Annotated in this window: 20 protein-coding genes; 11 read left to right on the top strand and 9 right to left on the bottom strand. The window is 63.4% G+C overall.

Features of this window, described 5'->3' with window-relative positions; all coding sequences use genetic code 11:
* Positions 1 to 27 precede the first annotated feature (27 nt).
* From ACT89O_RS13455 to ACT89O_RS13445, 3 genes are all read right to left on the bottom strand, one after another.
* Entirely contained in the window at positions 28 to 726 is a 699-nt protein-coding gene (locus ACT89O_RS13455) for an RnfABCDGE type electron transport complex subunit B (RefSeq protein ID WP_487260292.1), read from the bottom strand.
* Positions 723 to 2,351 carry a polyhydroxyalkanoate depolymerase gene (locus ACT89O_RS13450; protein ID WP_487260291.1) on the bottom strand — a complete coding sequence of 543 codons (1,629 nt, stop codon included), beginning with the start codon at positions 2,349 to 2,351 and terminating at the stop codon, positions 723 to 725. Before ACT89O_RS13450 ends, ACT89O_RS13455 begins: the two co-directional genes overlap by 4 nt.
* A 207-nt stretch (positions 2,352 to 2,558) precedes the next feature.
* Positions 2,559 to 3,650, bottom strand: a complete 1,092-nt coding sequence (locus ACT89O_RS13445; protein ID WP_487260290.1) for a GTP pyrophosphokinase — start codon at positions 3,648 to 3,650, stop codon at positions 2,559 to 2,561.
* Positions 3,651 to 3,819: 169 nt separating this feature from the next.
* Between ACT89O_RS13445 and ACT89O_RS13440 the strand changes: the two genes are divergently transcribed.
* Complete coding sequence (locus tag ACT89O_RS13440; protein ID WP_487260289.1) at positions 3,820 to 6,687, top strand: bifunctional diguanylate cyclase/phosphodiesterase; 2,868 nt, start codon at positions 3,820 to 3,822, stop codon at positions 6,685 to 6,687.
* Between the two features lie 55 nt (positions 6,688 to 6,742).
* Here ACT89O_RS13440 and ACT89O_RS13435 read toward each other — a convergent pair whose 3' ends face one another.
* The 3 genes from ACT89O_RS13435 to ACT89O_RS13425 all read right to left on the bottom strand — a co-directional run bounded on the left by ACT89O_RS13435 (position 6,743) and on the right by ACT89O_RS13425 (position 9,782).
* Entirely contained in the window at positions 6,743 to 7,276 is a 534-nt protein-coding gene (locus ACT89O_RS13435) for a GNAT family N-acetyltransferase (protein WP_487260288.1), read from the bottom strand.
* A gap of 48 nt (positions 7,277 to 7,324) precedes the next feature.
* On the bottom strand, positions 7,325 to 8,317 hold the full coding sequence (dusA, locus tag ACT89O_RS13430) for a tRNA dihydrouridine(20/20a) synthase DusA (RefSeq protein WP_487262860.1): 993 nt from the start codon (positions 8,315 to 8,317) through the stop codon (positions 7,325 to 7,327).
* Between the two features lie 283 nt (positions 8,318 to 8,600).
* The gene (locus ACT89O_RS13425) at positions 8,601 to 9,782 is read right to left on the bottom strand and encodes an alkane 1-monooxygenase (protein WP_487260287.1); all 1,182 of its coding nucleotides are present in this window, start codon (positions 9,780 to 9,782) and stop codon (positions 8,601 to 8,603) included.
* 262 nt (positions 9,783 to 10,044) lie between these two features.
* On the opposite strand from ACT89O_RS13425, the gene ACT89O_RS13420 reads away from it, so the two are divergent.
* On the top strand, positions 10,045 to 10,632 hold the full coding sequence (locus tag ACT89O_RS13420; protein ID WP_487260286.1) for a lysophospholipid acyltransferase family protein: 588 nt from the start codon (positions 10,045 to 10,047) through the stop codon (positions 10,630 to 10,632).
* Between the two features lie 97 nt (positions 10,633 to 10,729).
* Here the strand turns inward: ACT89O_RS13420 and ACT89O_RS13415 are convergent, their stop codons facing one another.
* Positions 10,730 to 11,182 (bottom strand): Lrp/AsnC family transcriptional regulator, encoded by a 453-nt coding sequence (locus ACT89O_RS13415; protein WP_487260285.1) that lies wholly within the window; start codon positions 11,180 to 11,182, stop codon positions 10,730 to 10,732.
* Between the two features lie 170 nt (positions 11,183 to 11,352).
* Here ACT89O_RS13415 and ACT89O_RS13410 point away from each other — a divergent pair, with 170 nt between their 5' ends.
* Positions 11,353 to 12,471, top strand: a complete 1,119-nt coding sequence (locus ACT89O_RS13410; RefSeq protein ID WP_487260284.1) for a saccharopine dehydrogenase family protein — start codon at positions 11,353 to 11,355, stop codon at positions 12,469 to 12,471.
* Positions 12,472 to 12,506: 35 nt separating this feature from the next.
* A complete protein-coding gene (locus ACT89O_RS13405; RefSeq protein WP_228895424.1) occupies positions 12,507 to 13,445 on the top strand; it encodes a GSU2403 family nucleotidyltransferase fold protein in 939 nt (312 codons plus the stop codon).
* Positions 13,446 to 13,463: 18 nt separating this feature from the next.
* Here ACT89O_RS13405 and ACT89O_RS13400 read toward each other — a convergent pair whose 3' ends face one another.
* The gene (locus tag ACT89O_RS13400; protein WP_487260283.1) at positions 13,464 to 15,323 is read right to left on the bottom strand and encodes an AMP-dependent synthetase/ligase; all 1,860 of its coding nucleotides are present in this window, start codon (positions 15,321 to 15,323) and stop codon (positions 13,464 to 13,466) included.
* A gap of 280 nt (positions 15,324 to 15,603) precedes the next feature.
* Here ACT89O_RS13400 and ACT89O_RS13395 point away from each other — a divergent pair, with 280 nt between their 5' ends.
* On the top strand, positions 15,604 to 16,416 hold the full coding sequence (locus tag ACT89O_RS13395; RefSeq protein WP_487260282.1) for a tetratricopeptide repeat protein: 813 nt from the start codon (positions 15,604 to 15,606) through the stop codon (positions 16,414 to 16,416).
* Between the two features lie 86 nt (positions 16,417 to 16,502).
* Here the strand turns inward: ACT89O_RS13395 and ACT89O_RS13390 are convergent, their stop codons facing one another.
* On the bottom strand, positions 16,503 to 17,144 hold the full coding sequence (locus ACT89O_RS13390) for a GntR family transcriptional regulator (RefSeq protein ID WP_487260281.1): 642 nt from the start codon (positions 17,142 to 17,144) through the stop codon (positions 16,503 to 16,505).
* A 143-nt stretch (positions 17,145 to 17,287) separates the two neighbouring features.
* On the opposite strand from ACT89O_RS13390, the gene scpA reads away from it, so the two are divergent.
* From scpA to ACT89O_RS13360, 6 genes are all read left to right on the top strand, one after another.
* Complete coding sequence (gene scpA, locus ACT89O_RS13385; RefSeq protein ID WP_055397868.1) at positions 17,288 to 19,456, top strand: methylmalonyl-CoA mutase; 2,169 nt, start codon at positions 17,288 to 17,290, stop codon at positions 19,454 to 19,456.
* A complete protein-coding gene (gene meaB / locus ACT89O_RS13380) occupies positions 19,453 to 20,481 on the top strand; it encodes a methylmalonyl Co-A mutase-associated GTPase MeaB (RefSeq protein ID WP_487260280.1) in 1,029 nt (342 codons plus the stop codon). The genes scpA and meaB overlap by 4 nt, the downstream gene beginning before the upstream one ends.
* A gap of 35 nt (positions 20,482 to 20,516) precedes the next feature.
* A complete protein-coding gene (locus ACT89O_RS13375) occupies positions 20,517 to 22,049 on the top strand; it encodes an acyl-CoA carboxylase subunit beta (RefSeq protein WP_436129263.1) in 1,533 nt (510 codons plus the stop codon).
* A gap of 21 nt (positions 22,050 to 22,070) precedes the next feature.
* Entirely contained in the window at positions 22,071 to 24,119 is a 2,049-nt protein-coding gene (locus tag ACT89O_RS13370) for an acetyl-CoA carboxylase biotin carboxylase subunit (RefSeq protein ID WP_487260279.1), read from the top strand.
* A 37-nt stretch (positions 24,120 to 24,156) separates the two neighbouring features.
* On the top strand, positions 24,157 to 24,942 hold the full coding sequence (locus tag ACT89O_RS13365; RefSeq protein WP_487260278.1) for a YdcF family protein: 786 nt from the start codon (positions 24,157 to 24,159) through the stop codon (positions 24,940 to 24,942).
* 85 nt (positions 24,943 to 25,027) lie between these two features.
* A complete protein-coding gene (locus ACT89O_RS13360) occupies positions 25,028 to 25,504 on the top strand; it encodes a VOC family protein (protein ID WP_487255115.1) in 477 nt (158 codons plus the stop codon).
* Positions 25,505 to 25,561: the final 57 nt, after the last annotated feature.

The following is a 25,561-nucleotide window of genomic DNA, read 5'->3' as shown; positions in this document are numbered from 1 at the left end:
AGAGGGCTCTTGCTCAGAGCCCCCAACCTAGCGCGGAGCTTGTGACCGCCGCTGGCGGGCTCGCTCCAGGGCTGCTGCAATGGTGGCCTGGCGGGCAACCTGCGCCGTGGCGGTATCTGCGACGGAGGCAGGGACAGGGCCGTTGTCAACGGAGGACGGAGGGGTTTCATCATCCGCGTCCGGTACTGCTTCCAAGGGCAGGCGTTCACGGTGTGCCTGGTAGCGCAGGCGCGCCTGTTGCGCCAAAGGACCCGACCATGCGGCCCAGCCGGTGGCATTCCCGCTGGCGTTTTCGAGCTGGATGCAATCCACAGGGCACACCGGAATGCACCGCTCGCACCCGGTGCAATAGGGCTCGACAACGGTGTGCATTTTCTTGTGGGAGCCCACGATGGCATCGGTGGGGCAGGCCTTGATGCACAGCGTGCAGCCGATACACCAGGCTTCGTCGATGTACGCCACGGTGCGTGGGGCTTCCACACCATGCTCTGCACTCAGCGGCAGCGGTGCTTGCCCCGTGATGGCTGCGAGGCGGGCGATGCCCTCAGCGCCCCCAGGGGGGCACTGGTTGATGGGCACGCCCTCTTCGGCAATGGCCCGGGCGTATGTGGCGCAGTCGGGGTAGCCGCAGCGTGTGCACTGTGTCTGGGGCAAGGCCGCGTCGATCCGCGCCGCAAGCGTGAGGACGGCGGCAGTTGATGCAGAAGCTGACCGGGGGGAGCTCAAGCCTTGCGTGCCGCATTGCGGCGGGTGCGGGCAGATGCCGCGGCGGTCACCGTAGTCTTCGCTGGCGTGGCAACGCCCACATCAGCGGGTGCGGCAGCGCCGGTGGGCTTGCTGGTGGTGGCTGCGGGTGCAGGTGCCACCCAGCGGGTGGCCACCGCCGCAGGCGCCTTGGCCGTGGGCTTGGTCGGCGTTTTGGCGGCTGCTTTGACAGGCGTTTTTACAGCCGCTGTGGCGGCGGGTTTGACGAGTGGCTTGGCGGCTGCCTTGGCGGCGGGCGCTGCGGCTTTTGTTGTTGCTGCTGCGCGGTGGGGGGGGTTGTCGTCCGGCGTTTCCGTGACGGGGGCTGCGATTTTCGCCTGGGGCTTTTCGTGTTCCAGGATGAAAGCGCGTACCTGGGGGTAGACCACTTCGCGCCAGCGCCGGCCGCTGAAGATGCCATAGTGGCCCGCGCCCTTGGCCTCCAGATGGCGCTGTTCCTTGCGCACGATGCCGCTGCACAGATCGTGCGCGGCTTCGGTCTGGCCCGAGCCGGAGATGTCGTCAAGCTCGCCTTCCACCGTGAACAGGGCGGTCGTGGTGATGTCCTGCGGGCGCACGCGCTCGATCTTGCCGTCGGGGGAGCGCACATCCCAGGTGCCGTGCACCAGTTTGTAGTCCTGAAAAACGGTCTGGATGGTTTCCAGGTAGTAGTCGGCGTCCATGTCGAGCACGGCGTTGTACTCGTCGTAGAACTTGCGGTGGGCCTCGGCGCTGGCGTCGTCGCCCTTGATCAGGTCCTTGAAGTAGTCATAGTGGCTGCTGGCGTGGCGGTCCGGGTTCATGGCCACAAAGCCGGTGTACTGCAGAAAACCTGGGTACACGCGCCGCCCTGCGCCGGGGAAGTTCTCGGGCACGCGGTAGATCACGTTGTTCTCGAACCACTCAAAGCTACGGTTTGTCGCCAGGTTGTTCACCGAAGTCGGGGATTTGCGGGCGTCGATGGGGCCACCCATCATGGTCATCGTCAGCGGCGTGGTTTCGCCACGGCTGGCCATCAGGGACACGGCTGCCAGCACGGGCACGGTGGGCTGGCACACGCTGATCACATGGCAGTTGCCGTAGATGCCCTGCAGGTGGCGGATGAACTCCTGTACGTAATTCACGTAGTCGTCGAGGTGGAACTCGCCCTCGGCCAGGGGGACCAGCCGGGCATTCTTCCAGTCGGTGATGTAGACCTTGTGGTCCTTGAGCATGGTGCGCACGGTGTCGCGCAGCAAAGTGGCGTAGTGCCCCGACAAGGGCGCCACGATCAGCACCACAGGCTGGGCCTTGAGCTTGGTCAAGGTGGCGGTGTCGTCCGAGAAACGCTTGAAGCGGCGCAGTTCGCAGAACGGCTTGTCCATCTCGATGCGTTCGTGCACTGCCACACCGACGCCGTCCACATCCACCGAATGGATCTCGAAAGCGGGCTTTTCGTAGTCCTTGCCCAGGCGATACAGCAGTTCGTAGCCCGCAGACATGCGCTGCGCCAGCGGGCTTTCGCTGAAGGGGGACATGGGGTTGCTGAACAGCTTGGCAGCAGCCTGCGCGAAATCGGTAAAGGGCTCCATCAGGGAGCGCTGGGTTTCGTAGATGTGATACAGCATGGGCGAAACTCCGTTATGTTGCAGTGCAATATAACAGCACTTCGTAACAAGCGCATGGAGGAAAACCACCAATGCCAAGTCACCTATGCGACAGATCAGGGCGTCTCACTTAGAGCTTGTCCAATAAGCCGATGCCAGTCAAATTGCTATTGAATAGATAGCTGTAAATTTAATCTGGACGAGCGGTAGGGCCCAATTTTTCTCAAATTATTGCGGCTTTGGCTCAGTCTGCTCCTGCAGCCACGCCTCGAACGACTCCCGGGCCGAGTTGCGCAGGGCGGGGCGGAACGCGGTCTTGTTACTCAGGTACAGGCAATGCCGGATCACGGTATACGGATTGAAGCTGGCCTGGGGGTTTTGTTCTTCGAAGTGCTGCTTGTAGCGCTTGACCACGCCCACGGTCTCGCGCATCAGCGCATTGAAGCGGGCCCGCGTCATGCCCCGGGACCACGCCTGAATGTCGTCCACAAAACCGTCTACCTTGGAAGGCTCGAACTCAAAATCCTTGAAGAAGTGCGTTGCAATCTTGAGGAAGGTGAACGCGTTGAGCTCGCTGCTGGGGGCTTGGGCCTTGCTGGGGGCCTGCGGGTTGTCGGCGGTGGCAGGGTCGGGCAGCGGCTCGGCGGTTTCGTCGGGGGCTTGCAGCAGTTCGGCGGCCGTGGCGTCGCGGATCTGGCGGAACTCGCGGTCGGCCAGCTCGAACAGGGCTGACAGCACATTGATGCGGCGCTTGAGTTCGCCTGGGATCGATTTCTTGTACTTGATTCGATGGTCCAGCACGCTCCAGGAGTCCTGGATGATGGTGCGCACCTGCAGCTCGAACGGCAGGTGGGCATAGGCTGCATGCTCAGGCTGCGTGCGTTCGGCATGGCTGAGCTTGAGGTCCAGATGCAGGCCTTTGTAGCCAAATGAGGCCTCGGTGCTTTCCACCGCCGTCACCTTGTCGGTGACATCGATCACGGCAAAGTGCCCGCGCACGATGGCCGCAATTTTCTCCAGCTCGTCCTCGTACAGGCACACCACACGCACGCCGACCAGGTCGGTGATGTAGTGCGGGATCTCGTAGGGCGTGTTGTTTTCCTCCAGCGCCGGGCGGTATTTGCGCACGAACTTCCGGATGCACTCATCCACATCCTTGACGCGGCCCTCCACCTTGGCGATCTCTACCCCACCCGACTGCGTGACCACAGCGGCCACCATGGCGGTGAAGGCGGCGCAGGCGGTTTCCAGCGCAGCGGATTGCTCTGCGTAGAACGCGCGGAAATGGGATTCCTCCAGGTCGAAATCAAGCGATGGCATGCTGGTTCTTTGGTGTGCGAGGGTGGTGGTGGGGGAGCCGTGCTCAGGCTCCTGGTGCGGTGTTGAGGATGGTGCGCAGGGAGCATATCCAACAATGCCCGCCCAGCGTTGCCCTGTGTGCAAAGTGTGTGCGCAAATACTGCTTTCTAGTGCCGGACAGATGCCCATAATGGTGCAGATCGCCACGGCGGTGGCTTTTGCCGACCGTGGCGCGTACATCACCCAGAACGCCATGACCCAACATTCTCCGGCAGGGATCGTCGATGCAGCCGCTGGGTCCACACCCTTGGCGCCTTCCTCTGGAGGAGGGAAGGGGACCACCAGCCACCGGTGGGTTCCTGTGGTGCTGCCGCCTCTGGTGGGGCTGCTGACCCTGGGGCTGACATTCTTGTACTGGCAGAGCGCCGAGAGCGGTGCCCGCGCCAAGCAGGAGCAGAACTTTCAGGTCGCGGCCGACCAGATCGCCTACAACCTCAAGGATCGGATGGCCACCTACGAGGTGGTGCTTCGCGGAGTCAAGGGGTATTTTGAAGGGTCCGAGCGCATCGACCGGGCCGAGTTTCAGGCCTATGTGGGGGCGCTCCAGCTGCGTGAAACGCGCCCCGGCCTGCAGGGGGTTTCGCTCGTCATGCAGCTACCCGCTTCGGCGCTGGCGGCACACCTGGATGACATGCGCCAGCGCGGTTTTGCCCAATACACCGTGCGCCCCGAAGGTGCGCGCGAGGTGCTGGCGCCCATCACCCACATCGAGCCCTTGGAGGGCAACAACCTCAAGGCGCTGGGATTCGATGTGCTGACACTTCCCCCAGCAAAGGAAGCACTGGACCGGGCCCGTGACACCGGAGAGCTCGCCTTGTCCGGCCAGTTGACGCTGCTGCAAAACAGCAGCCCGGGGCTGGTCATGTACATGCCGCTGTATGGCGCGGGCGTCGATACACGCGCGGTACATGGTCGGCGTGCAGGCCTTGCTGGCTGGGTGTCTGCGCCGTTCCTCCTGGAAGACGTGATCCACGGCATGTCGCGCGAGTTTGATGCCGACATCGGCTTTCGGATCACCGACGACACCAGCGCAGGCGCTCAAACCCTGCTATTTAGCAACGTTGTGCACCAGGCCGCTGTGCAGGGGGATGCCCCCTCGGGTCTGCAGGCACGGCGTGTGCTGGAACTGGGTGGCCGCCGCTGGGTGTTGCAGATGTCGCCCCTGCCTGCGTTTGCAGCGCGTTTTCAGGATGAGGGGCACCACCCTGTGGCCCTGATGGGCACGGTGCTGAGCCTGTTGCTGGCCTGGTTCACCTGGATCTTGGCCACGGGGCGCGAGCGGGCCGTGGCACTGGCGCGCGACATGACGGCGGAGCTGCGCGCCACGCGCGATGACCTGGAGAGCACGCTCAACGCCATCCCCGACCTGTTGTTTGAGGTGGGGCTGGATGGCTGCATCTACCACTACCGGTCGGCGAGGTCCGAAGCACTGGCCGTGCCGCCCGAGATGTTTCTGGGTCGCTTGCTGCGCGACGTGGTCCCGCCCGAGGCCGCCGCAGGCTGCCATGCAGCGCTGGAGGCCGCGGACCGCACGGGCTATTCGGCGGGCCATCAGTACCGCCTGGAACTCCAGGGTGCTACGCACTGGTTTGAGCTGTCCATCGCCCGCAAGGAAAGCGCTGCGCCGGGCGATGAACCCCGATTCATCGCGCTCTCGCGCGACATCACCGAGCGCAAGCAGGCCGAGGCGCGCACGCACCAGCTGGCCTATTTCGACGCGCTCACCGGCCTGCCCAACCGGCGCATGCTCCTTGACCGCATGGAGCACGCCTTGCGCAGCGCCCAGCAAACGGCGCAGGTGGGCGCCGTGCTGTACATCGACCTCGACAACTTCAAGCAGATCAACGACGCGCGGGGGCACACGCTGGGCGACACGCTGCTCATGCAGGTAGCGCAGCGCCTCACGCAGCAGCTGCGCCCCGGCGACACCGTGGCCCGCCTGGGCGGGGACGAGTTTGTGGTGCTGGCGCACAACGTGGCGACCGATATGGAGGCCGCCGGGCGCCAGGCCCTGCTGGTGGCCGAAGAAATCCGCACTGCGCTGGAAGCGCCATATACCATCGACACGCACCTCTACAGCACCACGGGCAGCATCGGCATTACGCTGTTCCCCAAGCGCGGCGAAGGCGTGGAAGATCTGCTGCGCGAGGCCGACACCGCCATGTACCGCGCCAAGGACCTGGGCCGCAACCGCATCCGCTTTTATGAGGCGGCCATGCAGGCCGATGTGCAGGAACGTCTGGCGCTGGAGCAGGACCTGAAGAAAGCCCACGCTCTGGGCCAGTTGGCTGCATTCGTGCAGAGCCAGGTGGACGCATCCGGCACCGTGGTGGGCGGCGAGCTGCTGATGCGCTGGGACCACCCCACGCGCGGCAATGTGCCGCCCGGCCGCTTCATCCCCATCGCCGAAGCCTCGGGCCTCATCCTGCGCATGGGCGACTGGATGATCCAGCAGGCCTGCGAAACCCTGGCGCGCCTGCAGACTGCGGGGCGCGAGCTGTCGCTGTCGGTCAACGTGAGCGAGCGGCAGTTCCGCCAGGACGACTTTGTCGAGCGTGTGCGCCACATGCTGGCCCACACCGGCGCCCATCCAGCCAACCTGATCCTCGAAGTGACAGAGAGCCTGCTCATCGAAGACCTGGACGACACCATCGCCCGCATGACCGAAATCGTGGGCCTGGGCGTGCGCTTTTCCATCGACGACTTCGGCACCGGATATTCGAGCCTGGCCTACCTCAAGCGGCTGCCGCTGTATGAGCTCAAGATCGACAAAAGTTTTGTGGACGACACCCCTGACGACCCCAGCGACACCGCCATCGTGCAGTCCATCATCTCGGTCGCCAGCCACCTGAACCTGCGCGTGGTGGCCGAGGGGGTGGAAACCCGTGCACAAGCAGATTTTCTGGTGGCGAGCCAGTGTGACTGCCTGCAGGGCTACCTGTTCGGGCGGCCGGAGCCGCTGGCGGCGTGGCTGGGTAGGCTGACTTCACCGCAATGATGCGCTGCGCGCTTGGTGAAAGTGCAGCACCGCCTAACCAGGAGCCGAAGGTGGCTCAATGGGCCACGAACGCCCAGCGTTCATGGTCCCGCCAGCGGCCATTGATCTTGAGGTAGCGGGGCGAAAAGCCTTCTTGCCGGAAGCCACAAGCCCGCGCCAGCGCAATGGACGCTGCGTTGCCGGGCTGGATGTTCGCCTCCAGCCGGTGCAGCTTCAGTGGCCCAAAGGCGTGGCGCAGCAGCTGTTGCATGCCCGCACGCATCAGACCCTGGCGCTCGTAACCGGCGAAGACGTAGTAGCCCAGGTAAGCGCTGCGAAAGTTGCCCATCACGATCTGTGAGAGATTGAAGACGCCCGCGATCTGTTCGCCTTCGCCCGCTTTGGGCGGCCGGCACACCAGAAAACCCTGGTTCGCAGGCGTGTCCAGCTGCGCCAGATAGGCTGCAAACGACTCGGGGGTCGATGGCGCCGAGGTCCAGGGTGTATGCAGGGCCTGGCTGCGCTGGGCCAAAGTGACAAAGCGCTCTGCATCCGCTGCCACGGGTGCGCGCAAAGCGACGGGCGCGGTGGCTTGGGTTTTTCCGCGCACTTGCACACGCTTTGGTTCTGCCCGCAAGCCATCACCCCCTGCGCGGCGTCAGGCAGCCAGGGCCTGGGCTGCTGGGTCTGCAGAAGATTCAGGCGCGTTGGCATACGCCTGCATCGCCAGCGCATGCACCTCGCGCGCAGGGCGGTCCTTGAACAGATGGTTGCTCCACACCTGGCGCCAGATGCGGGCACCGGGCAGGCTGTGGCGCAGGCCCAGCATGTGGCGGGCGATGTGGGGCCAGGGGGTGCCGTACTGGGCAGCCTCGCGCTCCATGTACTCGACCATCTTGATTTCGACCTCTTCGCGCGTCAGGGGGCAGGGCATACCACCTTGTTCGCCGTAGTAGAGCTGGTCCCAGCGGGCCAGCCACCAGGGGTTGTGGTAGGCCTCGCGACCGATCATCACGCCGTCCAGGTGCGTGAGCTGCTCTTGCACCACCGCATCGGTGGTGATGCCGCCGTTGATGGCGATGGTGAACTGCGGAAACTCTGCCTTGAGCCGGTGCACCACCTCGTAGCGCAGGGGCGGGACATCGCGGTTTTCCTTGGGGGAGAGGCCTTGCAGCCAGGCGTTGCGCGCATGCACGATGAACACGGTGCACCCGGCGTCGGCCACGGTGCCGATAAAGTCGCGCACAAAACCGTAGTCCTCCACCTTGTCGATGCCGATGCGGTGCTTGACGGTGACGGGCACGCTGACCACGTCCTTCATGGCCTTCACGCAGTCGGCCACCAGCTGAGGCGACTTCATCAGACTGGCGCCAAATGCGCCGCGCTGCACCCGGTCGCTGGGGCAGCCGCAGTTGAGATTGATTTCGCCGTAGCCCCATTGCGCGCCCAGGCGAGCAGCCTCGGCCAGCTTGTCGGGCTCGTTGCCGCCCAATTGCAGGGCCACAGGGTGCTCTTCGGGGTTGAAGCGCAGGTGCCGCTCGGTGCCGCCATGGATGATGGCGCCCGCGTTCACCATCTCGGTGTACAGCAGGGTCTGGCGGGTCAGCAGCCGGTGAAAGTAACGACAGTGGCGGTCGGTCCAGTCCATCATCGGGGCGACGGACATGCGCCAGGGGCTCAGGGTGGTTTCCACGGGCAAACTAGAAAAGCGGGGAGGGTGGGGGTTGCGTGGGGTGCGCCTGTGGGGGCGAAGGCGCCCGCAGGGCTGTAACTGGAAAGCCGCGATTATCCCACCGACCTCGCGGCCAGCACCAGCGTGTGGTTTTGAATAGAAATGGGCGCTAACGCTTATCCAGCGAGCGCTGGTAGCTATCAAAAACAGAGCGTTCGAATGGCTTGCAACAAAGCGCTGTGCGGTTGCGCGCTTCGAAGTGCTAACCCACCGGCTGCGCCCCGTCGCGCAGCCCATAGCGGCGCACCACCTGGGCGCGTTGGCGCGGGTCGATGTTGATGTGTGTTGCATCGCGCCCCGCCATGGCCAGCAGGCGTGGGTCCATCACGCGGCGCCACAGGGGCGGTACGTAGGCCAGGGTGAACATGCCGAAGTAGCCAATCGGTAGCTGCGGCACATGGTCGAAATGCCGCAGCGACTGGTAGCGCCGCAGCGGATGCGCGTGGTGGTCGGAATGCCGTTGCAGGTGAAACAGCGCCCAGTTGGAGAACAGGTGGTTGCTGTTCCACGAGTGGTGTGGCTGGCAGGGCTCGTAGCGGCCGCTGGCGTCTTGCGTGCGCAGCAGGCCGTAGTGCTCTACGTAGTTGGCCGAGGTGAGCTGAAAGTTGGCCCAGAACGAGGCCACTACCAGAAACGGCAGCACGAAAAGGCCCAGCCACAGGGCCAGGGCGGTCCATAGCAGCAGGGTAATCAGCGCGGGCTGCAGGATTTCGTTGTGCCAGGAAAACTGCGGTTGTTGCTGGCGCGCCAGCCGGTCTTTCTCCAGCGCCCAGGCCCGGCGCAGGGCTCCGGGCATTTCGCGCAGCGCGAAGCGGTAGATCGACTCGCCCATGCGCGACGACGCCGGGTCGGCCGGGGTCGCCACGTCGCGGTGGTGGCCCCGGTTGTGTTCGATGAAGAAGTGCCCGTAGGCCGTGGGTGCCAGTACCAACTTGGCCAGCCAGCGTTCGAGCTTGGAGTTTTTATGGCCCAGCTCATGCCCCAGGTTGATGCAGAAGCCGCCCACCGTGCCCGTGGTCAACACCATGGCCAGCACACCATGCCAGGGCAACGTCTGCGTGGCCACAAACCAGGTGCTGAAGATAAAGGCCGCCCACAGCACCGGCACCAGCAGGTAGGTGATGCGGCGGTAGTAGCGGTCTCGCTCCAGCGCCGGCACGGCGGATTCGGGTGGGTTGCTCTGGTCCACGCCCAGCAGCCAGTCCAGCAACGGCGCTACCAGGTAGAAAAACACCACCGGCGTCCACAGCGCCAGCGTCTCACCGGTCCAGAGCATCAGCGCGGGGCCGACGACCACGGTGCACGGCACCACCAGCGACAATAGCCATGCGTACCGCTTGCGGTCGCGGTAGGTGGTGTCGTCGTTGCGGGTGGCTTGCAGCATGGTCCAGGGCGTAGCGCGGCGTGGTGGGTCGGCTCCGGGGAAGGAGAGCCATGCCAGTCATTCTGATCAGGCGCCTTCGAAATGCCAGATCTTTTTGACCAAAGTGAGGCCGGGAGAAGATTGTTGACAATGCCGCCAACGGAGATTCTCCGCGGGCAGGTTGCCCTGCCTCAAAACTGGGCATAGGGGCTATCGGCGATACTCCCGGCGCTTGCGATTGACGGTGGCACGACCGCCGCTGCCTGTTTTCTGCCTCCCCCTCATGCACCACACCATTTTTGACACCCCGGTTGTCAACACGCTCCTGCGCGCCTTTTCCCGCTTTACGCTGCGCATTACCGGCTGGAGGATTGAAGGCGCTTTGCCCACCCACGCCGCCAAAAGTGTGCTGATTGCCGCGCCCCACACCAGCAACTGGGACTTGCCTTACACGCTGATGTTGGCGTTCTCGCTGCGCTTGCGGGTGTACTGGATGGGCAAACACAGCCTGTTCAAGGCGCCGTTTGGTGGCGTGATGCGCTGGCTGGGCGGCATTCCGGTGAACCGGGAGCAGTCCGGCAACCTGGTCGCCACGTCGGCCCAGGCGATGCGGGAGGCCGATGGCCCCATGCAGCTCATCGTGCCGCCCGAGGGCACCCGCGGCAAGACGCGGCACTGGAAGACAGGCTTTTACTTCATCGCCCAGCAAGCGGGTGTGCCCATCGTGCTCGCGTTTGTGGACTATGGTCGCAAGGTGGGCGGCCTGGGCCCGGTGTTCGAGCCCACGGGTGACCTGGACAGCGACATGGCGCGTATCAAGGCGTTTTATGCGCCGATCCAGGGGAAGAACCCGAAGCAATTCGAGACCTGATGCAGGTCATTGAATTTTGGTGAAATTTGGCTCTATCGATTATCTATAAAGCGCAAGCAGCTATCAAAAATGAAGTGAATGCGGGCGTTAATGGTGCTCACGCCCCCACGCTGCGGCGATCAATCTTGCGGCTGAGCACGATGCTGGTCTGCGTCTGGTGCACGCCGTCCAGTTGCCCCACCTTGTCGAGCAGGGCGTCGAGCTGCTCATGGCTGGTGCAGCGCAAGAACACCAGATAGTCAAACGGCCCGCTCACGGCGGAGACCTCTTCGACCTCGGCCATGGCCTCCAGCGCGCGCAGCACGGTGGGCGCGGTTTTGGGCAGCACGCTGATGCTGCACCAGGCCCGCACGGTGGTGGCATCGAGCCGGGTGCCCAGTCGCACCCCGTAACCCGCGACCACCCCCGAGCGCTCCAGCCGCGCGATGCGCGCCACCACGGTGGTGCGGGCCAGCCCCAGATTGCGTGCCAGCGTGGCCGTGCCCTCGCGGGCATTGGCCTGCAGCAGGCTCAGCAGCTGGCGGTCGGTGTCGTCCAGGGGTTGTGTCATGGGCTCCTACCCAAAAAGTCATAACGTCCATCATATTCGCCGTTATGGCAAAACAAAGAGCGTTTTTCGACGTTATTAGCGCTACACATTGACAGCACCCTTGCCTAGCATCAAGGCATCTTCAACACCGCTCACTGCTTCACGCAGTGACCACCACCGGGAGTGCCGCCATGACCACCCTTTCCAACACCTACACCGCCACCCACCGCGCCATCACCATCCTGGGCGCGGGCCACATCGGCTTTGCCATGGCGCTGCTGCTGCAGCAGGCCGGCGACTACGACATCCTGGTGGTGGACCGCGACCCGGCGCGCCTGGCCGAGGTGGCTGCGCTAGGCGTATCTACCCAGTTGGCGACAGACGACGCAAGCCTGCAGACCGCCATCGATGGCCGTTTTGCCGTGCTGAACGCGCTGCCGTTTCACCGCGCCGTGCCGGTGGCAACGCTTTGTGCCGCAGCCGGAGTGCACTACTTTGACCTGACCGAAGACGTGGCAAGCACCCAGGCCATCCGCGCACTGGCGGCCAACGCCCGCAGCGTGCTCATGCCCCAATGTGGCCTGGCGCCGGGTTTCATCGGCATCGTGGGCAACGATTTGGCGCGCCGTTTTGACACCCTGCACACGCTGCGCATGCGCGTGGGCGCGCTTCCGCGCTACCCCCAGGGCGCCCTGCGCTACAACCTGACCTGGAGCACCGAAGGGCTCATCAACGAATACTGCAACCCCTGCGAGGCCATTGTGGACGGAGTGCGCACCACAGTGCCCGCGCTGGAAGGGCTGGAAACCTTCGCGCTCGACGGTGTGGAATACGAGGCGTTCAACACCTCGGGTGGGCTGGGCACATTGACCGAGACGCTGGCAGGCAAGGCGCGCCAGGTGGACTACCAGTCCATCCGCTACCCCGGCCACAACGCCATCCTGAAGCTGCTGCTCAACGACCTGCGCCTGCGTGACCGGCGCGATCTGCTCAAGGACATTCTGGAGACGGCCATTCCCACCACCGACCAGGATGTGATTGTGGTGTTTGCCACCGCATCCGGCCTGAAGGGCGGTCGGCTGGTGCAGGACTCGTACTCCGCCCGCATCATCGGCACCCAGGTGGCGGGGCACACGCTGAGCGCTATCCAACTCACCACGGCCGCAGGCATCTGCACGGCGCTCGACCTGGTGGCCCAGGGGCGGTTGCCTCAGCGGGGTTTTGTAGGTCAGGAAGCGTTGGGGCTGGGGGATTTTCTGGCTAACCGGTTTGGGGTGGCATATGCGGGGGAGCGCCTAAAAGCGATTTAGCCGTATAAAATAAAAAATTGAAATTTATACGGCCAATGGACTATCTTCCCCTTCCGGACAGTGCTGCGCGGCAGTTCATCGACTCGATCACCATCTTCGAGGAGTACCAGCGCACCCGCAAACAGGCATCGCAATATGCGGGCGGCATGTACTGGAAGGCACAAGGCCCCTACGAATACCTTGTAAAGACCCAGCGCGACAACAGCCAGGAGCGCATCGGACCGCGCAATGAACAAACGGAGGGGGTCTACAAAGAGTTCACAAGTCGCAAGACAGCCGTGGAGGACCGCCTCAAGACTCTGCGCGCTGCGCTCACTGACGCTCAGCGGCTGAACAAGGCCTTGAAAGTCGGCCGCACCCCTGCGATGGTGATCGACATTCTGCAGGCGCTCGAAGACGCGGGCCTGGCGGAGCACTTCACCGTGGTTGGGACGCATTCGCTGTATGCGTACGAAAGCGCAGCGGGTGTACGCATCGTGCAGGGCGCATTGGCTACGCAGGATGTGGATCTGCTGTGGGATGCCCGCCGCAGGGTGCGGTTCATCACCGAGATGGAGCGTTCAGACGTGTCGATGCTTCAGGTACTGCAACGCGCAGACTCCACCTTCCAGCGCAAGGAAGGTCAAAACGAGACTGCCATCAACGCCAAAGGTTTTGAGGTGGACTTCCTGCGCAGGATGGCCGAGGGCGATGACCCGCACCCCTTCCGCTTCTCTTCCGACGAGGATGATCTGTGGCCTGTGCAGGCCGTCCGCGCTTCGGTACTGACCACCGCGCCGCGCTTCGAGCACGTTGTGGCATCGGCCACCGGACACATGGCGATGATGCGCACCATCGCTCCGGCAACCTTCGTGAAATTCAAGCGTTGGATGGCAGAAAAAGCCCCCGCGCGCGAACCACTCAAGCGCAACCGGGACCGCCGCCAGGCCGACATCGTTCGAGGTCTGCTCGACCAAGGAATGCTGGTGTCCTGACGGTGAACTTCCGAGGGGTTAGCGTCCGCCAGGCTTCTGGTACATCCCCTCAATCGCCTCGGCAAAGTGCGCCATCAGGTTGTTGCGCTTGAGCTTGAGCGTGGGCGTCATGAAGGTGTTTTCAATGGTCCAGGGCTCCAGCGTCAGGTGCACCGCACGCGGCACGGCGTATCGGGCAAAGCTGGCGGTGTTCTTTTCGATGCGGGCCAGCACGGCGCGGTGCACACTGGGGTTGTTCAGGCTGTCGGCGTCTTGGGCCGAAAGACCCAGATCGCCCGCCAGCCGCTGCCATTCGTCACGCTTGAGCACGGCCACGCAGGCGATGAAGGGGCGGTTTTCGCCCACTACAAAGGCCTGCTCCAACAAAGGGTCGGCCAGCAAGGCTAGCTCCAGGTCGCCCGGTGGGATCTTTTCGCCGGTGGAGGTGACGATGATTTCCTTGATGCGGCCCTTGATGTAAATGCGGCCGTTCACGATCTCGGCCTGGTCGCCCGTGCCCAGCCAGCCGTCGGCGCTCAATATCTTGGCCGTGTCTTCGGGGCGCTTCCAATAGCCCTTCATCACGATGGGGCCGCGCACTTGCAGCTCGCGGTTCTCGCCAATGCGCACTTCCACACCGGGTAATGCCTTGCCTACGCAGGCGGGGTCGTTGTCGTCCAGTGCGTTGACCGACACCACCGGTGCGGTCTCGGTCATGCCGTAGCCCTGGATCAGCGGCAGCCCCAGGCCCAGAAAACACTTCGCAATGGTGGGCGACAGCGGTGCGCCGCCACTCACCGCCACGCGCACACGGCCGCCAAATTGGGCCAGTAGCGGCTTTGCCACCAGGGCCTGCAGCACCGGCCAGGGCAGGGCAGCCATCCAGCCTGCGGCCTGGCTGTTGGCGTCGGGCGTCGGCGTGGGCAAGCCTTGGGCGGCGCAAAACCGCGCCCAGCCCTTGTTCTGCGCGGCTTCATACAGCTGCATCTTCCAGGGCGTGGGTGACAACTTTTCGAGCAGCTTGGCGTGGATGCGCTCGTAGATGCGCGGCACCGATACCAGCACCGTGGGGCGCACCGTCTTCAGGTCTTCGGCCAGTTGGGGCACCGAGCGCGCATAGGCCACGCAGCTGCCCGCCGCAATCGGCAGGTAGTACCCGCCCGTGCGCTCGAAGGTGTGCGACAGCGGCAGGAACGACAGGAATACGTCCTCCACCGTGGGCGCAATGCGCTCCAGCACGGCTTTCACGTCGCTGATCACGTTGTGGTGCGTGAGCATCACGCCCTTAGGCTTGCCGGTGGTGCCAGAGGTGTAGACGATGGCCGCCAGGTCGTCTGCCTCCGGGGCTTTGGGAACGGTTGCGCTGCCCGCATGTGTCGCACCAGCCAGCCATTGCGCCAGCGAACCGACCGCAGTGCCGCCCCCAGACGCAGGTATTGCGGTGAGCGAGGCGCCGTCATCTGTGATGACCACTGCACGCAGGGCCGGAAATGGCGTGCCGACGGCCTGAATTTTTTCCCACTGCTCCACGTGGCTCACAAAGAGCATCGACGCCTCGCAGTCGGCCAGGATGTAGGCAATGCTGCCGGGGTTGTCGATGGCATGCAGCGGCACGGGAACGGAGCCGGTGGCCAAGGTTGCCTGGTCCGCGCACATGGCGTTCAGGCCGTTGGGCAGCAGGATGGCGATGCGCGCCGCTGCGGGCAGTTGCATGGCCGCCAGGGCCTGGGCCCATGTGCCCACGCGTTGGGCTGTCTCAGCCCAGGTCAAGCTCGTCCAGGCTTGGGAGCTGGTGTCGAAGGCTCGGTACGCCTCGGAGTTGGGGGTGCGCGCACCGCGGTAGGCGAGAAGCTGGGGCAGCGTTTGCACGCTGGCGATATCGGGTGGGGCGAAGGTCATCAAACTCTGAAAGTAAGCGGGGGAGCATTCTGCAAGGTGGCGCGACAGAGGCCCTGGGCATCATATCCAGCGTCAGCGCTGTCACACGTCTGCGGTTTGCGGCTTTGTCAGAAATGGTTTATTCCTGTATGCGCAATGGTGATGAGGGCGCGTTTGCTGGCGATGCTGCAATTGGCCGTGTCATCCCGCCTTTAGAATTTTCAACGTCGCAATACAGCCGTTTCTCTGCCGATGGGTGGAATGGCCATCAGCCATTGCCCAATGCGGAGAGTCTATAAAAATGAACCGTCAAAAAATTCTAAATATTCTGTTGGCCGCGCTGTTGCTGAGCTTGGTGTTTCTTGCTTGGAGTAATGCGACACGCTATGGCAACCGTGCGCAGAAGGGGGGGAACTATGTGCTGGCAAAAATGTGGTACCTCATTGCCGCTCACAGCGGGGACGGGGCTGCGCAGAACAATTTAGCTGGTTTTTACGCGGAGGGGTTGGGGGGAGACCGCAGTGACAGGTTGGCAGTCAAGTGGTTTGAAAAAGCGGCAGCCGCCGGAGTCTCTGCGGCCACATTTAACCTGTCCAATTTTTACGAAGAAGGGCGGGGTGTACCGCGAGATATCCGCAAAGCCACAACGCTGCTGGAGGATCTGGCAAAACAAGGAGACTCAGTGGCTGCATTCAACCTCGGGCATATCTATGCCACGGGGCGCGATGACTTTCCCCAGGATATGGAAAAGGCTATACAGTGGTACGAAATATCTGCACAAAAGGGTTATGCGTCTGCTCAGTACAACCTGGGAAACATCTATGCCCAAGGTACCGGCGGGGTAGCCAAAGATTGGGTTCTTGCTGGCCAGTGGGTTTTAAAGGCCGCACAGAGAGATCATCACAAAGCCCAGATGGATTATGGTTTCATGCTGCTGGCTGGAATTGGGATGCCGGAAAACCGAACGGAAGGGATTCAGTGGCTGGCGAAGGCAGCCAAAGACCCGGCTACTTTCAAACTGTTGCAGGAGCGGGTTGCGCTTGTTTGTGCAAGCACACCGGGTGCCGTCGAGAAAGAGCCTTGCACCCGGTGGATGAAGGGCCGCAAACCATAGTGTGGTCGAGCCCTTAGCTATGTGAGGGGGTTTTGGGTCTTCACGCGCTCGGGACCTCGAAATCAGAGAGCTTCTTTGCGCGTGGCTCAGTCCGGGGTCGCCGCTTCTAGCCCCTGCGCAAAATGCGCCTGCATCGCCTTCACCGTCGCCTTGGCATCGCGCGCCACCATCGCGCCGAGGATGGCGCGGTGCTCTTTCAGCGAATCCTCAATCCGCCCCTGCTTGAGCAGCGAGTTGTGGCGGTTGAGCTTCATCACCTTGCGCAGGTCGGCCACCATCTGGCTGCGCCATCGGTTGTCGGCCAGCTCCAGCAGCAACATGTGAAAGCGCTCGTTGACTGCAAAAAAGCGCTCACGCTCATTGGCGGCTGCCTCCAGCTCGGCATGCAGGTCTTGCAATGTTTGCAGCTGAGCCGGTGTGGCGGTGGTGGCCACCACGCCTGCGGCATCGCTCTCCAGCAGGCTGAGCAGGTGGTACACGTCGCGCAGGTCTTTTTCGCTCATCTCCGTCACATAGGCGCCACGGCGCACCTTCATCGTGACCAGGCCTTCAGCGGCCAGCACTTTCAGCGCCTCGCGCAGGGGCGTACGGCTGATGCCGAATTCCTCGGCAATCTTGAGTTCGTCAATCCAGCTGCCCGGCTCCAGTTCGCGCCGGAAGATGCGCTGGCGCAATTGCTCGGCCACTTCTTCGTAGAGCGCGCGGGGAGTGAGGGTGAGGGCAGACATGAGGCGGATTGTAAGCTGTGCGGAATATTTTGAATCAATAATTATGAATGATGTAAACTCGCCGCCACACCACTGCACCTGTGCGGTCGCCGCCTGTGCGCTGTGTTGGACGCCCCAACGCCATCTTCGGAGTAGCTTTTGCCATGAGTGACAACCCCACCAACAACGCCCCAGAGTTCGCCGCGTCTTCGCTGGAAGCCTGGGCCAAGGCCGCAGCCAAGTCGGCGCCGGGGGGCGATGTCAGCGCCCTCAACTGGGTCACGCCCGATGGCATCACCGTCAAGCCGCTGTACACCGCCGAAGACACGGCCAGCCTGCCGTACGCCAACACGCTTCCGGGTTTTGAGCCCTACCTGCGCGGCCCCCAGGCCACCATGTATGCCGTGCGGCCCTGGACGATCCGCCAGTACGCTGGTTTCTCTACCGCCGAAGAATCCAACGCCTTCTACCGCAAGGCGCTGGCCGCAGGCGGGCAGGGCGTGAGTGTGGCGTTCGACCTGGCCACCCACCGGGGTTACGACAGCGACCACCCCCGCGTGACGGGCGACGTGGGCAAGGCCGGGGTGGCGATCGACTCGGTCGAGGACATGAAGATCCTGTTCGACCAGATCCCGCTCGACAAGGTGTCTGTGTCGATGACCATGAACGGCGCGGTGCTGCCCGTGCTGGCGGGCTATGTGGTGGCGGCAGAAGAGCAGGGCGTCTCGCAAGACAAGCTCTCCGGAACCATTCAGAACGACATTCTGAAAGAGTTTATGGTGCGCAACACCTACATCTACCCGCCCAAGCCGTCGATGAAGATCATTGGCGACATCATCGAGTACACGGCCAAGAACATGCCGAAGTTCAACTCGATCTCGATCAGCGGCTACCACATGCAGGAAGCCGGGGCCAACCAGGCGCTGGAACTGGCCTTCACCCTGGCCGACGGCAAGGAGTATGTGAAGACCGCCATCGCCAAGGGCATGGACGTGGACGAATTCGCCGGGCGCCTGAGTTTCTTCTGGGCCATCGGCATGAACTTTTACCTCGAAGTCGCCAAGATGCGCGCCGCGCGCCTGCTGTGGTGCCGCATCATGAAGGCCACGGGGGCCAAGAACCCCAAGAGCCTCATGCTGCGCACGCACTGCCAGACCTCGGGCTGGAGCCTCACCGAGCAGGACCCCTACAACAACGTGGTGCGCACCACCATCGAGGCCATGGCCGCCGTGTTTGGCGGCACCCAAAGCCTGCACACCAACAGCTTTGACGAAGCCATTGCGCTGCCCACCGAGTTCAGCGCTCGCATTGCGCGCAACACGCAGCTCATCATCCAGGAAGAGACCCACATCACCAACGTGATCGACCCCTGGGCTGGCAGCTACATGATGGAAAAGCTGACCCAGGACATGGCCGACGCGGCCTGGAAGATCATCGAAGAGGTCGAGGCAATGGGTGGCATGACCCAGGCCGTGGACAGCGGCTGGGCGAAGCTCAAGATCGAAGCTGCTGCCGCCGAGAAGCAGGCGCGCATCGACAGCGGCAAGGACGTGATCGTGGGCGTCAACAAATACAAGCTGGCGAAGGAAGACCCGGTCGACATCCTGCAGATCGACAACATGAAGGTGCGTGACGGCCAGATCGCTCGCCTGCAAAAGATCCGTGCAACGCGCGATGCCGCCAAGGTGCAGGCAGCGCTGGATGCTCTCACTTCCGCAGCAGAAAGCGGCGAGGGCAACCTGCTCGACCTGTCCATCCAGGCTGTGCGTCTGCGTGCCACAGTGGGCGAGATCAGCGATGCGCTGGAGAAGGTTTTTGGGCGCCACCGCGCCGATACGCAAAAGGTGACCGGTGTGTACGCAGCTGCCTATGACTCGGCCGAAGGCTGGGACAAACTCAAGACCGAAATCAACGCCTTTGCCGAAGAACAAGGCCGCCGCCCCCGCGTGATGATCGCCAAACTGGGCCAGGACGGCCACGACCGGGGCGCCAAGGTGGTGGCCACCGCCTTTGCTGACCTGGGCTTTGATGTGGACATGGGCCCGCTCTTCCAGACCCCCGAGGAATGTGCCCGCCAGGCCATCGAAAACGACGTGCACGCCGTGGGCGTGAGCACGCTGGCTGCAGGCCACAAGACGCTGGTGCCCGCCATCATCCAGTCGCTCAAGGACCAGGGTGCGGACGACATCATCGTGTTTGTGGGTGGTGTGATCCCGGCGCAGGACTACGACTTCTTGTACGAGTCGGGCGTGAAGGGCGTGTACGGCCCCGGCACACCAATCCCCGCCAGCGCCAAGGATGTGCTGGAGCAGATTCGCAAGGCGGTGGCGTGACACCTGCGGCGCTTCTTGACGGGGTGGTGCAGGGCACGGCGGCGGTGCAACGCCGCGCCATGTCCAAAGCCATCACCCTGCTCGAATCGACACGCGCAGACCATCGCGCGCAGGCCGATGAGCTGCTCACCCAGCTGCTCCCCCACACCGGAAAGTCCTTCCGCCTCGGCATCAGCGGTGTACCCGGCGTGGGCAAATCCACCTTCATCGAAGCCTTGGGCCTGTACCTCATCGGCCAAGGCCACCGCGTGGCCGTGCTCACCATCGACCCGTCCAGCACCGTATCGGGCGGCTCCATCCTGGGCGACAAGACGCGCATGGAACACCTGTCGGTGCACGAAAAAGCCTACATCCGCCCCAGCCCATCCAGCGGCACGCTGGGCGGTGTGGCCGAGAAGACCCGTGAGGCCATGCTGGTCTGCGAGGCCGCAGGCTACGACGTGGTCATTGTCGAAACCGTGGGCGTGGGCCAGAGCGAGATCGCTGTGGCGGGCATGACGGACATGTTTGTGCTGATGCAGCTGCCCAACGCGGGCGACGACCTGCAGGCCATCAAGAAGGGCGTGATGGAGATTGCCGACCTGGTGGTCATCAACAAGGCCGACATCGACAAGAACGCCGCCACACGGGCCGAGGCACAAATCACCTCCAGCCTGCGCCTCTTGAGCCAGCACGGCAACCCGGAAAACGCGCACCACGACGAAACGCTGTGGCACCCGAAGGTAGTGCAAATCAGCGCGCTGCTGGGGCAGGGCGTAGACAGCTTCTGGGCCGCCGTCACGCAGTTCCGCCAGCTGCAAACCGCCAACGGACGCCTGGCCACGCGGCGCGAGAAGCAGGCGCTGTCTTGGATGTGGGAGCGCATCGACGCAGGCCTCAAGCTCGCGTTTCGCCAGCACCCGCAGGTGCGCGAGCTGCTGCCGCAAATGCAGGCCGATGTGGCCGCAGGACGCATTGCGGCATCGACTGCAGCAAGAAATCTGCTGCTAGCGCAATCCCATCCAGCGCAAGCAGCTATCAAATAAATAGTAAACACCAACCCATTCACCAAAGGACGACCATGCAAGACATCCTGGATCAACTGGAGAAAAAGCGTGCGCTGGCACGCCTGGGCGGCGGGCAAAAGCGCATCGATGCGCAGCACGCCAAGGGCAAGCTCACGGCGCGCGAGCGCATCGAGCTGCTGCTGGACGACGGCACGTTCGAAGAATGGGACATGTTTGTCGAGCACCGCTGCACCGACTTTGGCATGGAGGACAACAAGATCCCCGGCGACGGTGTGGTGACGGGCTACGGCATGATCAACGGCCGCCTGGTGTTTGTGTTCAGCCAGGACTTCACGGTGTTCGGCGGTGCGCTGTCTGAAACCCATGCCGAGAAGATCTGCAAGGTGATGGACCAGGCCATGAAGGTCGGCGCACCGGTCATCGGCCTGAACGACTCGGGCGGCGCCCGCATCCAGGAAGGCGTGGCGTCCCTCGGTGGCTATGCCGACGTGTTCCAGAAGAACGTGCTGGCCAGCGGCGTGATTCCGCAGATCAGCATGATCATGGGCCCCAGCGCCGGTGGCGCCGTGTATTCGCCCGCCATGACGGACTTCATCTTCATGGTCAAGGATTCGAGCTACATGTTCGTGACCGGCCCCGAAGTGGTCAAAACCGTGACGCACGAAGAAGTCACGGCCGAAGAACTGGGCGGCGCCATCACCCACACCACCAAGAGCGGTGTGGCCGACATGGCGTTTGAGAACGACGTGGAGGCGCTGATGATGCTGCGCCGCCTGTACAACTACCTGCCGCTCAACAACCGCGAAAAAGCCCCGGTGCGCCCCAGCAACGACCCGGCCGACCGCATGGACCTGAGCCTGGACACCCTGGTGCCCGAGAACCCCAACAAGCCCTACGACATGAAGGAGTTGATCCTCAAGACCGTGGACGACGGGGACTTCTTTGAGCTGCAGCCCGAGTACGCCAAGAACATCCTGATCGGCTTCGCCCGCATGGAAGGCCAGACCGTGGGCATCGTGGCCAATCAGCCGCTGGTGCTGGCAGGGTGCCTGGATATCAAGTCGAGCATCAAGGCCGCGCGCTTTGTGCGCTTCTGCGATGCGTTCAACATCCCCGTGGTCACGTTTGTGGACGTGCCCGGCTTCATGCCTGGCACTTCTCAAGAGTACGGAGGCATCATCAAACACGGCGCCAAACTGCTGTATGCCTATGCCGAGTGCACCGTGCCCAAGATCACCGTCATCACGCGCAAGGCCTACGGCGGCGCATACGACGTGATGAGCTCCAAGCACCTGCGCGGCGACGTGAATCTGGCCTGGCCCAACGCCGAGATTGCGGTGATGGGCGCCAAGGGCGCGGTGGAGATCATCTTCCGCGAGGACAAGAACGACCCGGTGAAGCTGGCCGCGCGCGAGGCCGAATACAAGCAGCGTTTTGCCAACCCGTTTGTGGCCGGTGCACGCGGCTTTATCGACGACGTGATCCTGCCGCATGAGACGCGCAAGCGCATCTGCCGGTCGCTGGTGATGTTGCGCGATAAGAAGCTCGAAAACCCATGGCGCAAACACGGCAACATCCCACTGTGAGCGGACAAGGAGCATAAGAACATGTTTACGAAAATCCTGATCGCCAACCGTGGCGAAATCGCCTGCCGAGTGATTGCAACGGCCAAGAAAATGGGCATCGCCACCGTCGCCGTCTACTCCGACGCCGACAAGGAAGCCCGCCACGTCAAGCTGGCCGACGAGGCCGTGCACATTGGCGCCGCGCCCTCGCGCGAGTCGTACCTGCTGGCCGACAAAATCATCGCTGCCTGCAAGCAGACTGGCGCGCAGGCCGTGCACCCCGGCTACGGCTTCCTCTCGGAAAACGAAGCTTTTGCCAAGCGCTGCGAAGACGAAGGTATTGCCTTCATCGGCCCCAAGGCGCATTCGATTGCGGCCATGGGCGACAAGATCGCGTCCAAGAAGCTGGCCAACGAAGCCAAGGTCAACACGATTCCTGGCTACAACGACGCCATCTCGGGCCCCGAGCAGGCGGTGGAGATCGCCAAAGGCATTGGCTACCCCGTGATGATCAAGGCCTCGGCAGGTGGCGGCGGCAAAGGCCTACGCGTGGCGTTCAACGACAAGGAAGCGTTTGAAGGCTTTGCCAGCTGCCAGAATGAGGCCCGCAACAGCTTTGGCGACGACCGCATCTTCATCGAGAAGTTTGTGCAGGAGCCGCGCCACATCGAGATCCAGGTGCTGGGCGACAGCCACGGCAACGTGATTTATCTGAACGAGCGCGAGTGCTCCATCCAGCGCCGCCACCAGAAGGTGATTGAAGAGGCGCCATCGCCCTTCATCAGCGACGCCACGCGCAAGGCCATGGGCGAGCAGGCGGTGCAACTGGCCAAGGCCGTCAAATACCAGAGCGCGGGCACGGTGGAGTTCGTGGTCGGTAAGGACCAAGACTTCTACTTCCTCGAAATGAACACCCGCCTGCAGGTGGAGCACCCGGTGACGGAGTGCATCACGGGCCTGGACCTGGTGGAGCTGATGATCCGCGTGGCGGCGGGCGAGAAGCTGCCCCTCACGCAAGCCGATGTGAAGCGCGACGGCTGGGCGATTGAGTGCCGCATCAACGCGGAAGACCCGTTCCGCAACTTCCTGCCGTCCACCGGCCGCCTGGTGCGTTTTCAGCCGCCGGAGGAGTCGATGTTCCAGTCCGATACGACCAAAAAATTGGGCGTGCGGGTGGACACGGGCGTGTACGAGGGCGGCGAGATCCCCATGTACTACGACTCGATGATCGCCAAGCTCATCGTGCATGGCACCGACCGCAATGATGCGATTGCCAAGATGCGCGCTGCGCTGAACGGCTTTGTGATTCGTGGCATCAGCAGCAACATCCCGTTCCAGGCCGCGTTGCTGGCACACCCCAAGTTCGTGACGGGCGACTTCAACACCGGCTTCATCGCCGAGAACTACGGCAAGGGCTTTCACGCTGAAGACGTGCCGCACGCGGACCCGCTGTTCCTGGTGGCGCTGGCCGCGTTCATGCACCGCCGCTACCGCGCCCGTGCCTCTGGCATCAGCGGCCAACTGGCCGGGCACGAGGTGAAGGTGGGCGAGCAGTTTGTGGTGGTCACGCTGGGCGCCGAAGGGCAGAACCAGCACCATGAGGTGACGGTGTCCGACTTTGAAGACAAATCGGGCTCCAGCGCAGTATTGGTGGGCGGTACCAGCTATCAGATCAGTAGCAACGCCACGCTGGGCCAGATTCGCGTGCAGGGCGCCTGCAACGGCCAGGGCTTTACGGCCCAGGTGGAGCGCGGCGTGGGCAAGAACCCGCTGGCGCTGCGCATTGCGCACAACGGCACGCAGATCGACGCGCTGGTGCTGTCGCCGCTGGGCGCGCGCTTGCACAAGCTCATGCCGTTCAAGGCGCCGCCGGACCTGTCCAAGTTTCTGCTCTCGCCCATGCCGGGCCTGCTGGTCGATGTGGCGGTGCAGCCAGGGCAGAAGGTGCAGGCCGGTGAAAAGCTGGCCGTGATCGAAGCCATGAAGATGGAGAACATCCTCTTTGCCGCGCAAGACGGCGTGGTGGGCAAGATCACTGCGGGCAAGGGCGAATCGCTGGCGGTGGACCAGGTCATTCTGGAATTCGTCTGATGGTGCCCGTGCCTCGCGCTCCATCCTGCAGCCTGCGATGACAGCGGTGGCTGTGCGCACGCTGCTGGCGCTGGCTGGCGGGGTGCTGTTTCTGGACGGCGCGGTGCTGATGGTTCTGGGGCACTTCAACCTGGGCACCATGTTGCCCGTTGCGCTGGGGGCGTTGTTTCTGGCCATCGCGGTGTGGTGGTCACCCCTCACGCGCTGGCGGCACCATGACCGGCGGCGTCAGCAGTGGTGGCGCGTGGGCTGGTGGGGGCTGGCTGCGTGGATGCTCAGCGTGGTGGTTTTCTGGGTGTTCTTCTTGCGGGGCGCCGGCGTGTCTCCGGCAGAGGCAACGCCTGTGCAGGCCATTGTGGTGCTGGGAGCGGGCATCCAGAACGGACAGCCCCGCCCGGCACTTGCGGCGCGGCTGGACACAGCGGCCGCGCTGGCCCGCTTGCAGCCTGAGGCGCTGATCGCTGTGTGTGGTGGGCAGGTCTGGGGCACTACAGATACCGAGGCGGAGGTGATGGCGCGCTATCTGCAAGAACGCCACGGTATCGCGCCGGAACGCCTGGTGCTGGAGAAGGACAGCACCAGCACCGAGCTGAACCTGGCGTTAAGTCGCCCCTTGCTGGAGGCGCGCGGTGTTGCCGCCACGGCCCCGCTCGCGCTGGTGACCAGCGACTTCCACCTGCCGCGTGCTCTGCGCATTGCCCAGCGCCATGGCTTTACCCACATGGTGCCGGTAGCGGCACCCACGCCCCTGACCACGCGCTACAACGCCTGGCTGCGCGAGTACTTCGCCACGCTGAGCAGTTGGGTGCTGAGTGAAGGGTAGTCGGGAGTAAGGTGTTTTTAGATCAAATTGGCTTGTAGCGCTTTATTCATAAGCGCAAGCAGCTATCAATTAAGGAGCATATTCAATGACCACATCCCTTCGTCGCCCGTTCAAAGTCCTGGGCATCCAGCAGGTCGCCATTGGCGGCACCGACAAGCAGCGCATGAAAACCCTGTGGGTGGACATGCTGGGCCTCACCCAAACCGGCACCTTCCAGAGCGAGCGCGAAAACGTGGACGAAGACATCCTGGCCATGGGGCAGGGTGCCTACAAGGTCGAGGTGGACATCATGCAGCCGCTCGACATCGACAAAAAACCCGCCGTGCACACCACGCCGCTCAACCACATTGGGCTGTGGATCGACGATTTGCCCAAGGCCGTGGAATGGCTCACGGCCCAGGGCGTGCGTTTTGCGCCCGGCGGTATCCGCAAGGGCGCGGCGGGCTACGACATCACGTTTTTGCACCCCAAGAGCAATGACGAGTTTCCGATTGCGGGCGAGGGCGTCTTGATCGAACTGGTGCAGGCCCCGGCCGACGTGATTGCTGCACTGGGTTCATAGTTGCGAAAAATCGTTCTCCAAAGCGCACCAACGTCGGCCATCTCCCGGCGCTGCTCG

The organism is Acidovorax sp. NN32, from assembly GCF_057597245.1.
Note: the sequence above shows the minus strand (reverse complement) of the source record. Positions and strands in the feature narration are given on the sequence as shown.

Bases quoted from the DNA above. Each gene is read 5' to 3' on its own strand.
- ACT89O_RS13450 (WP_487260291.1), bottom strand. From the start codon at position 2,351: ATGCTGTATCACATCTACGAAACCCAGCGCTCCCTGATGGAGCCCTTT.
- ACT89O_RS13445 (WP_487260290.1), bottom strand. From the start codon at position 3,650: ATGCCATCGCTTGATTTCGACCTGGAGGAATCCCATTTCCGCGCGTTC.
- ACT89O_RS13440 (WP_487260289.1), top strand. From the start codon at position 3,820: ATGGTGCAGATCGCCACGGCGGTGGCTTTTGCCGACCGTGGCGCGTAC.
- dusA (WP_487262860.1), bottom strand. From the start codon at position 8,317: ATGATGGACTGGACCGACCGCCACTGTCGTTACTTTCACCGGCTGCTG.
- ACT89O_RS13425 (WP_487260287.1), bottom strand. From the start codon at position 9,782: ATGCTGCAAGCCACCCGCAACGACGACACCACCTACCGCGACCGCAAG.
- ACT89O_RS13420 (WP_487260286.1), top strand. From the start codon at position 10,045: ATGCACCACACCATTTTTGACACCCCGGTTGTCAACACGCTCCTGCGC.
- ACT89O_RS13415 (WP_487260285.1), bottom strand. From the start codon at position 11,182: ATGACACAACCCCTGGACGACACCGACCGCCAGCTGCTGAGCCTGCTG.
- ACT89O_RS13410 (WP_487260284.1), top strand. From the start codon at position 11,353: ATGACCACCCTTTCCAACACCTACACCGCCACCCACCGCGCCATCACC.
- ACT89O_RS13405 (WP_228895424.1), top strand. From the start codon at position 12,507: ATGGACTATCTTCCCCTTCCGGACAGTGCTGCGCGGCAGTTCATCGAC.
- ACT89O_RS13400 (WP_487260283.1), bottom strand. From the start codon at position 15,323: ATGACCTTCGCCCCACCCGATATCGCCAGCGTGCAAACGCTGCCCCAG.
- ACT89O_RS13395 (WP_487260282.1), top strand. From the start codon at position 15,604: ATGAACCGTCAAAAAATTCTAAATATTCTGTTGGCCGCGCTGTTGCTG.
- ACT89O_RS13390 (WP_487260281.1), bottom strand. From the start codon at position 17,144: ATGTCTGCCCTCACCCTCACTCCCCGCGCGCTCTACGAAGAAGTGGCC.
- scpA (WP_055397868.1), top strand. From the start codon at position 17,288: ATGAGTGACAACCCCACCAACAACGCCCCAGAGTTCGCCGCGTCTTCG.
- ACT89O_RS13375 (WP_436129263.1), top strand. From the start codon at position 20,517: ATGCAAGACATCCTGGATCAACTGGAGAAAAAGCGTGCGCTGGCACGC.
- ACT89O_RS13370 (WP_487260279.1), top strand. From the start codon at position 22,071: ATGTTTACGAAAATCCTGATCGCCAACCGTGGCGAAATCGCCTGCCGA.
- ACT89O_RS13365 (WP_487260278.1), top strand. From the start codon at position 24,157: ATGACAGCGGTGGCTGTGCGCACGCTGCTGGCGCTGGCTGGCGGGGTG.
- ACT89O_RS13360 (WP_487255115.1), top strand. From the start codon at position 25,028: ATGACCACATCCCTTCGTCGCCCGTTCAAAGTCCTGGGCATCCAGCAG.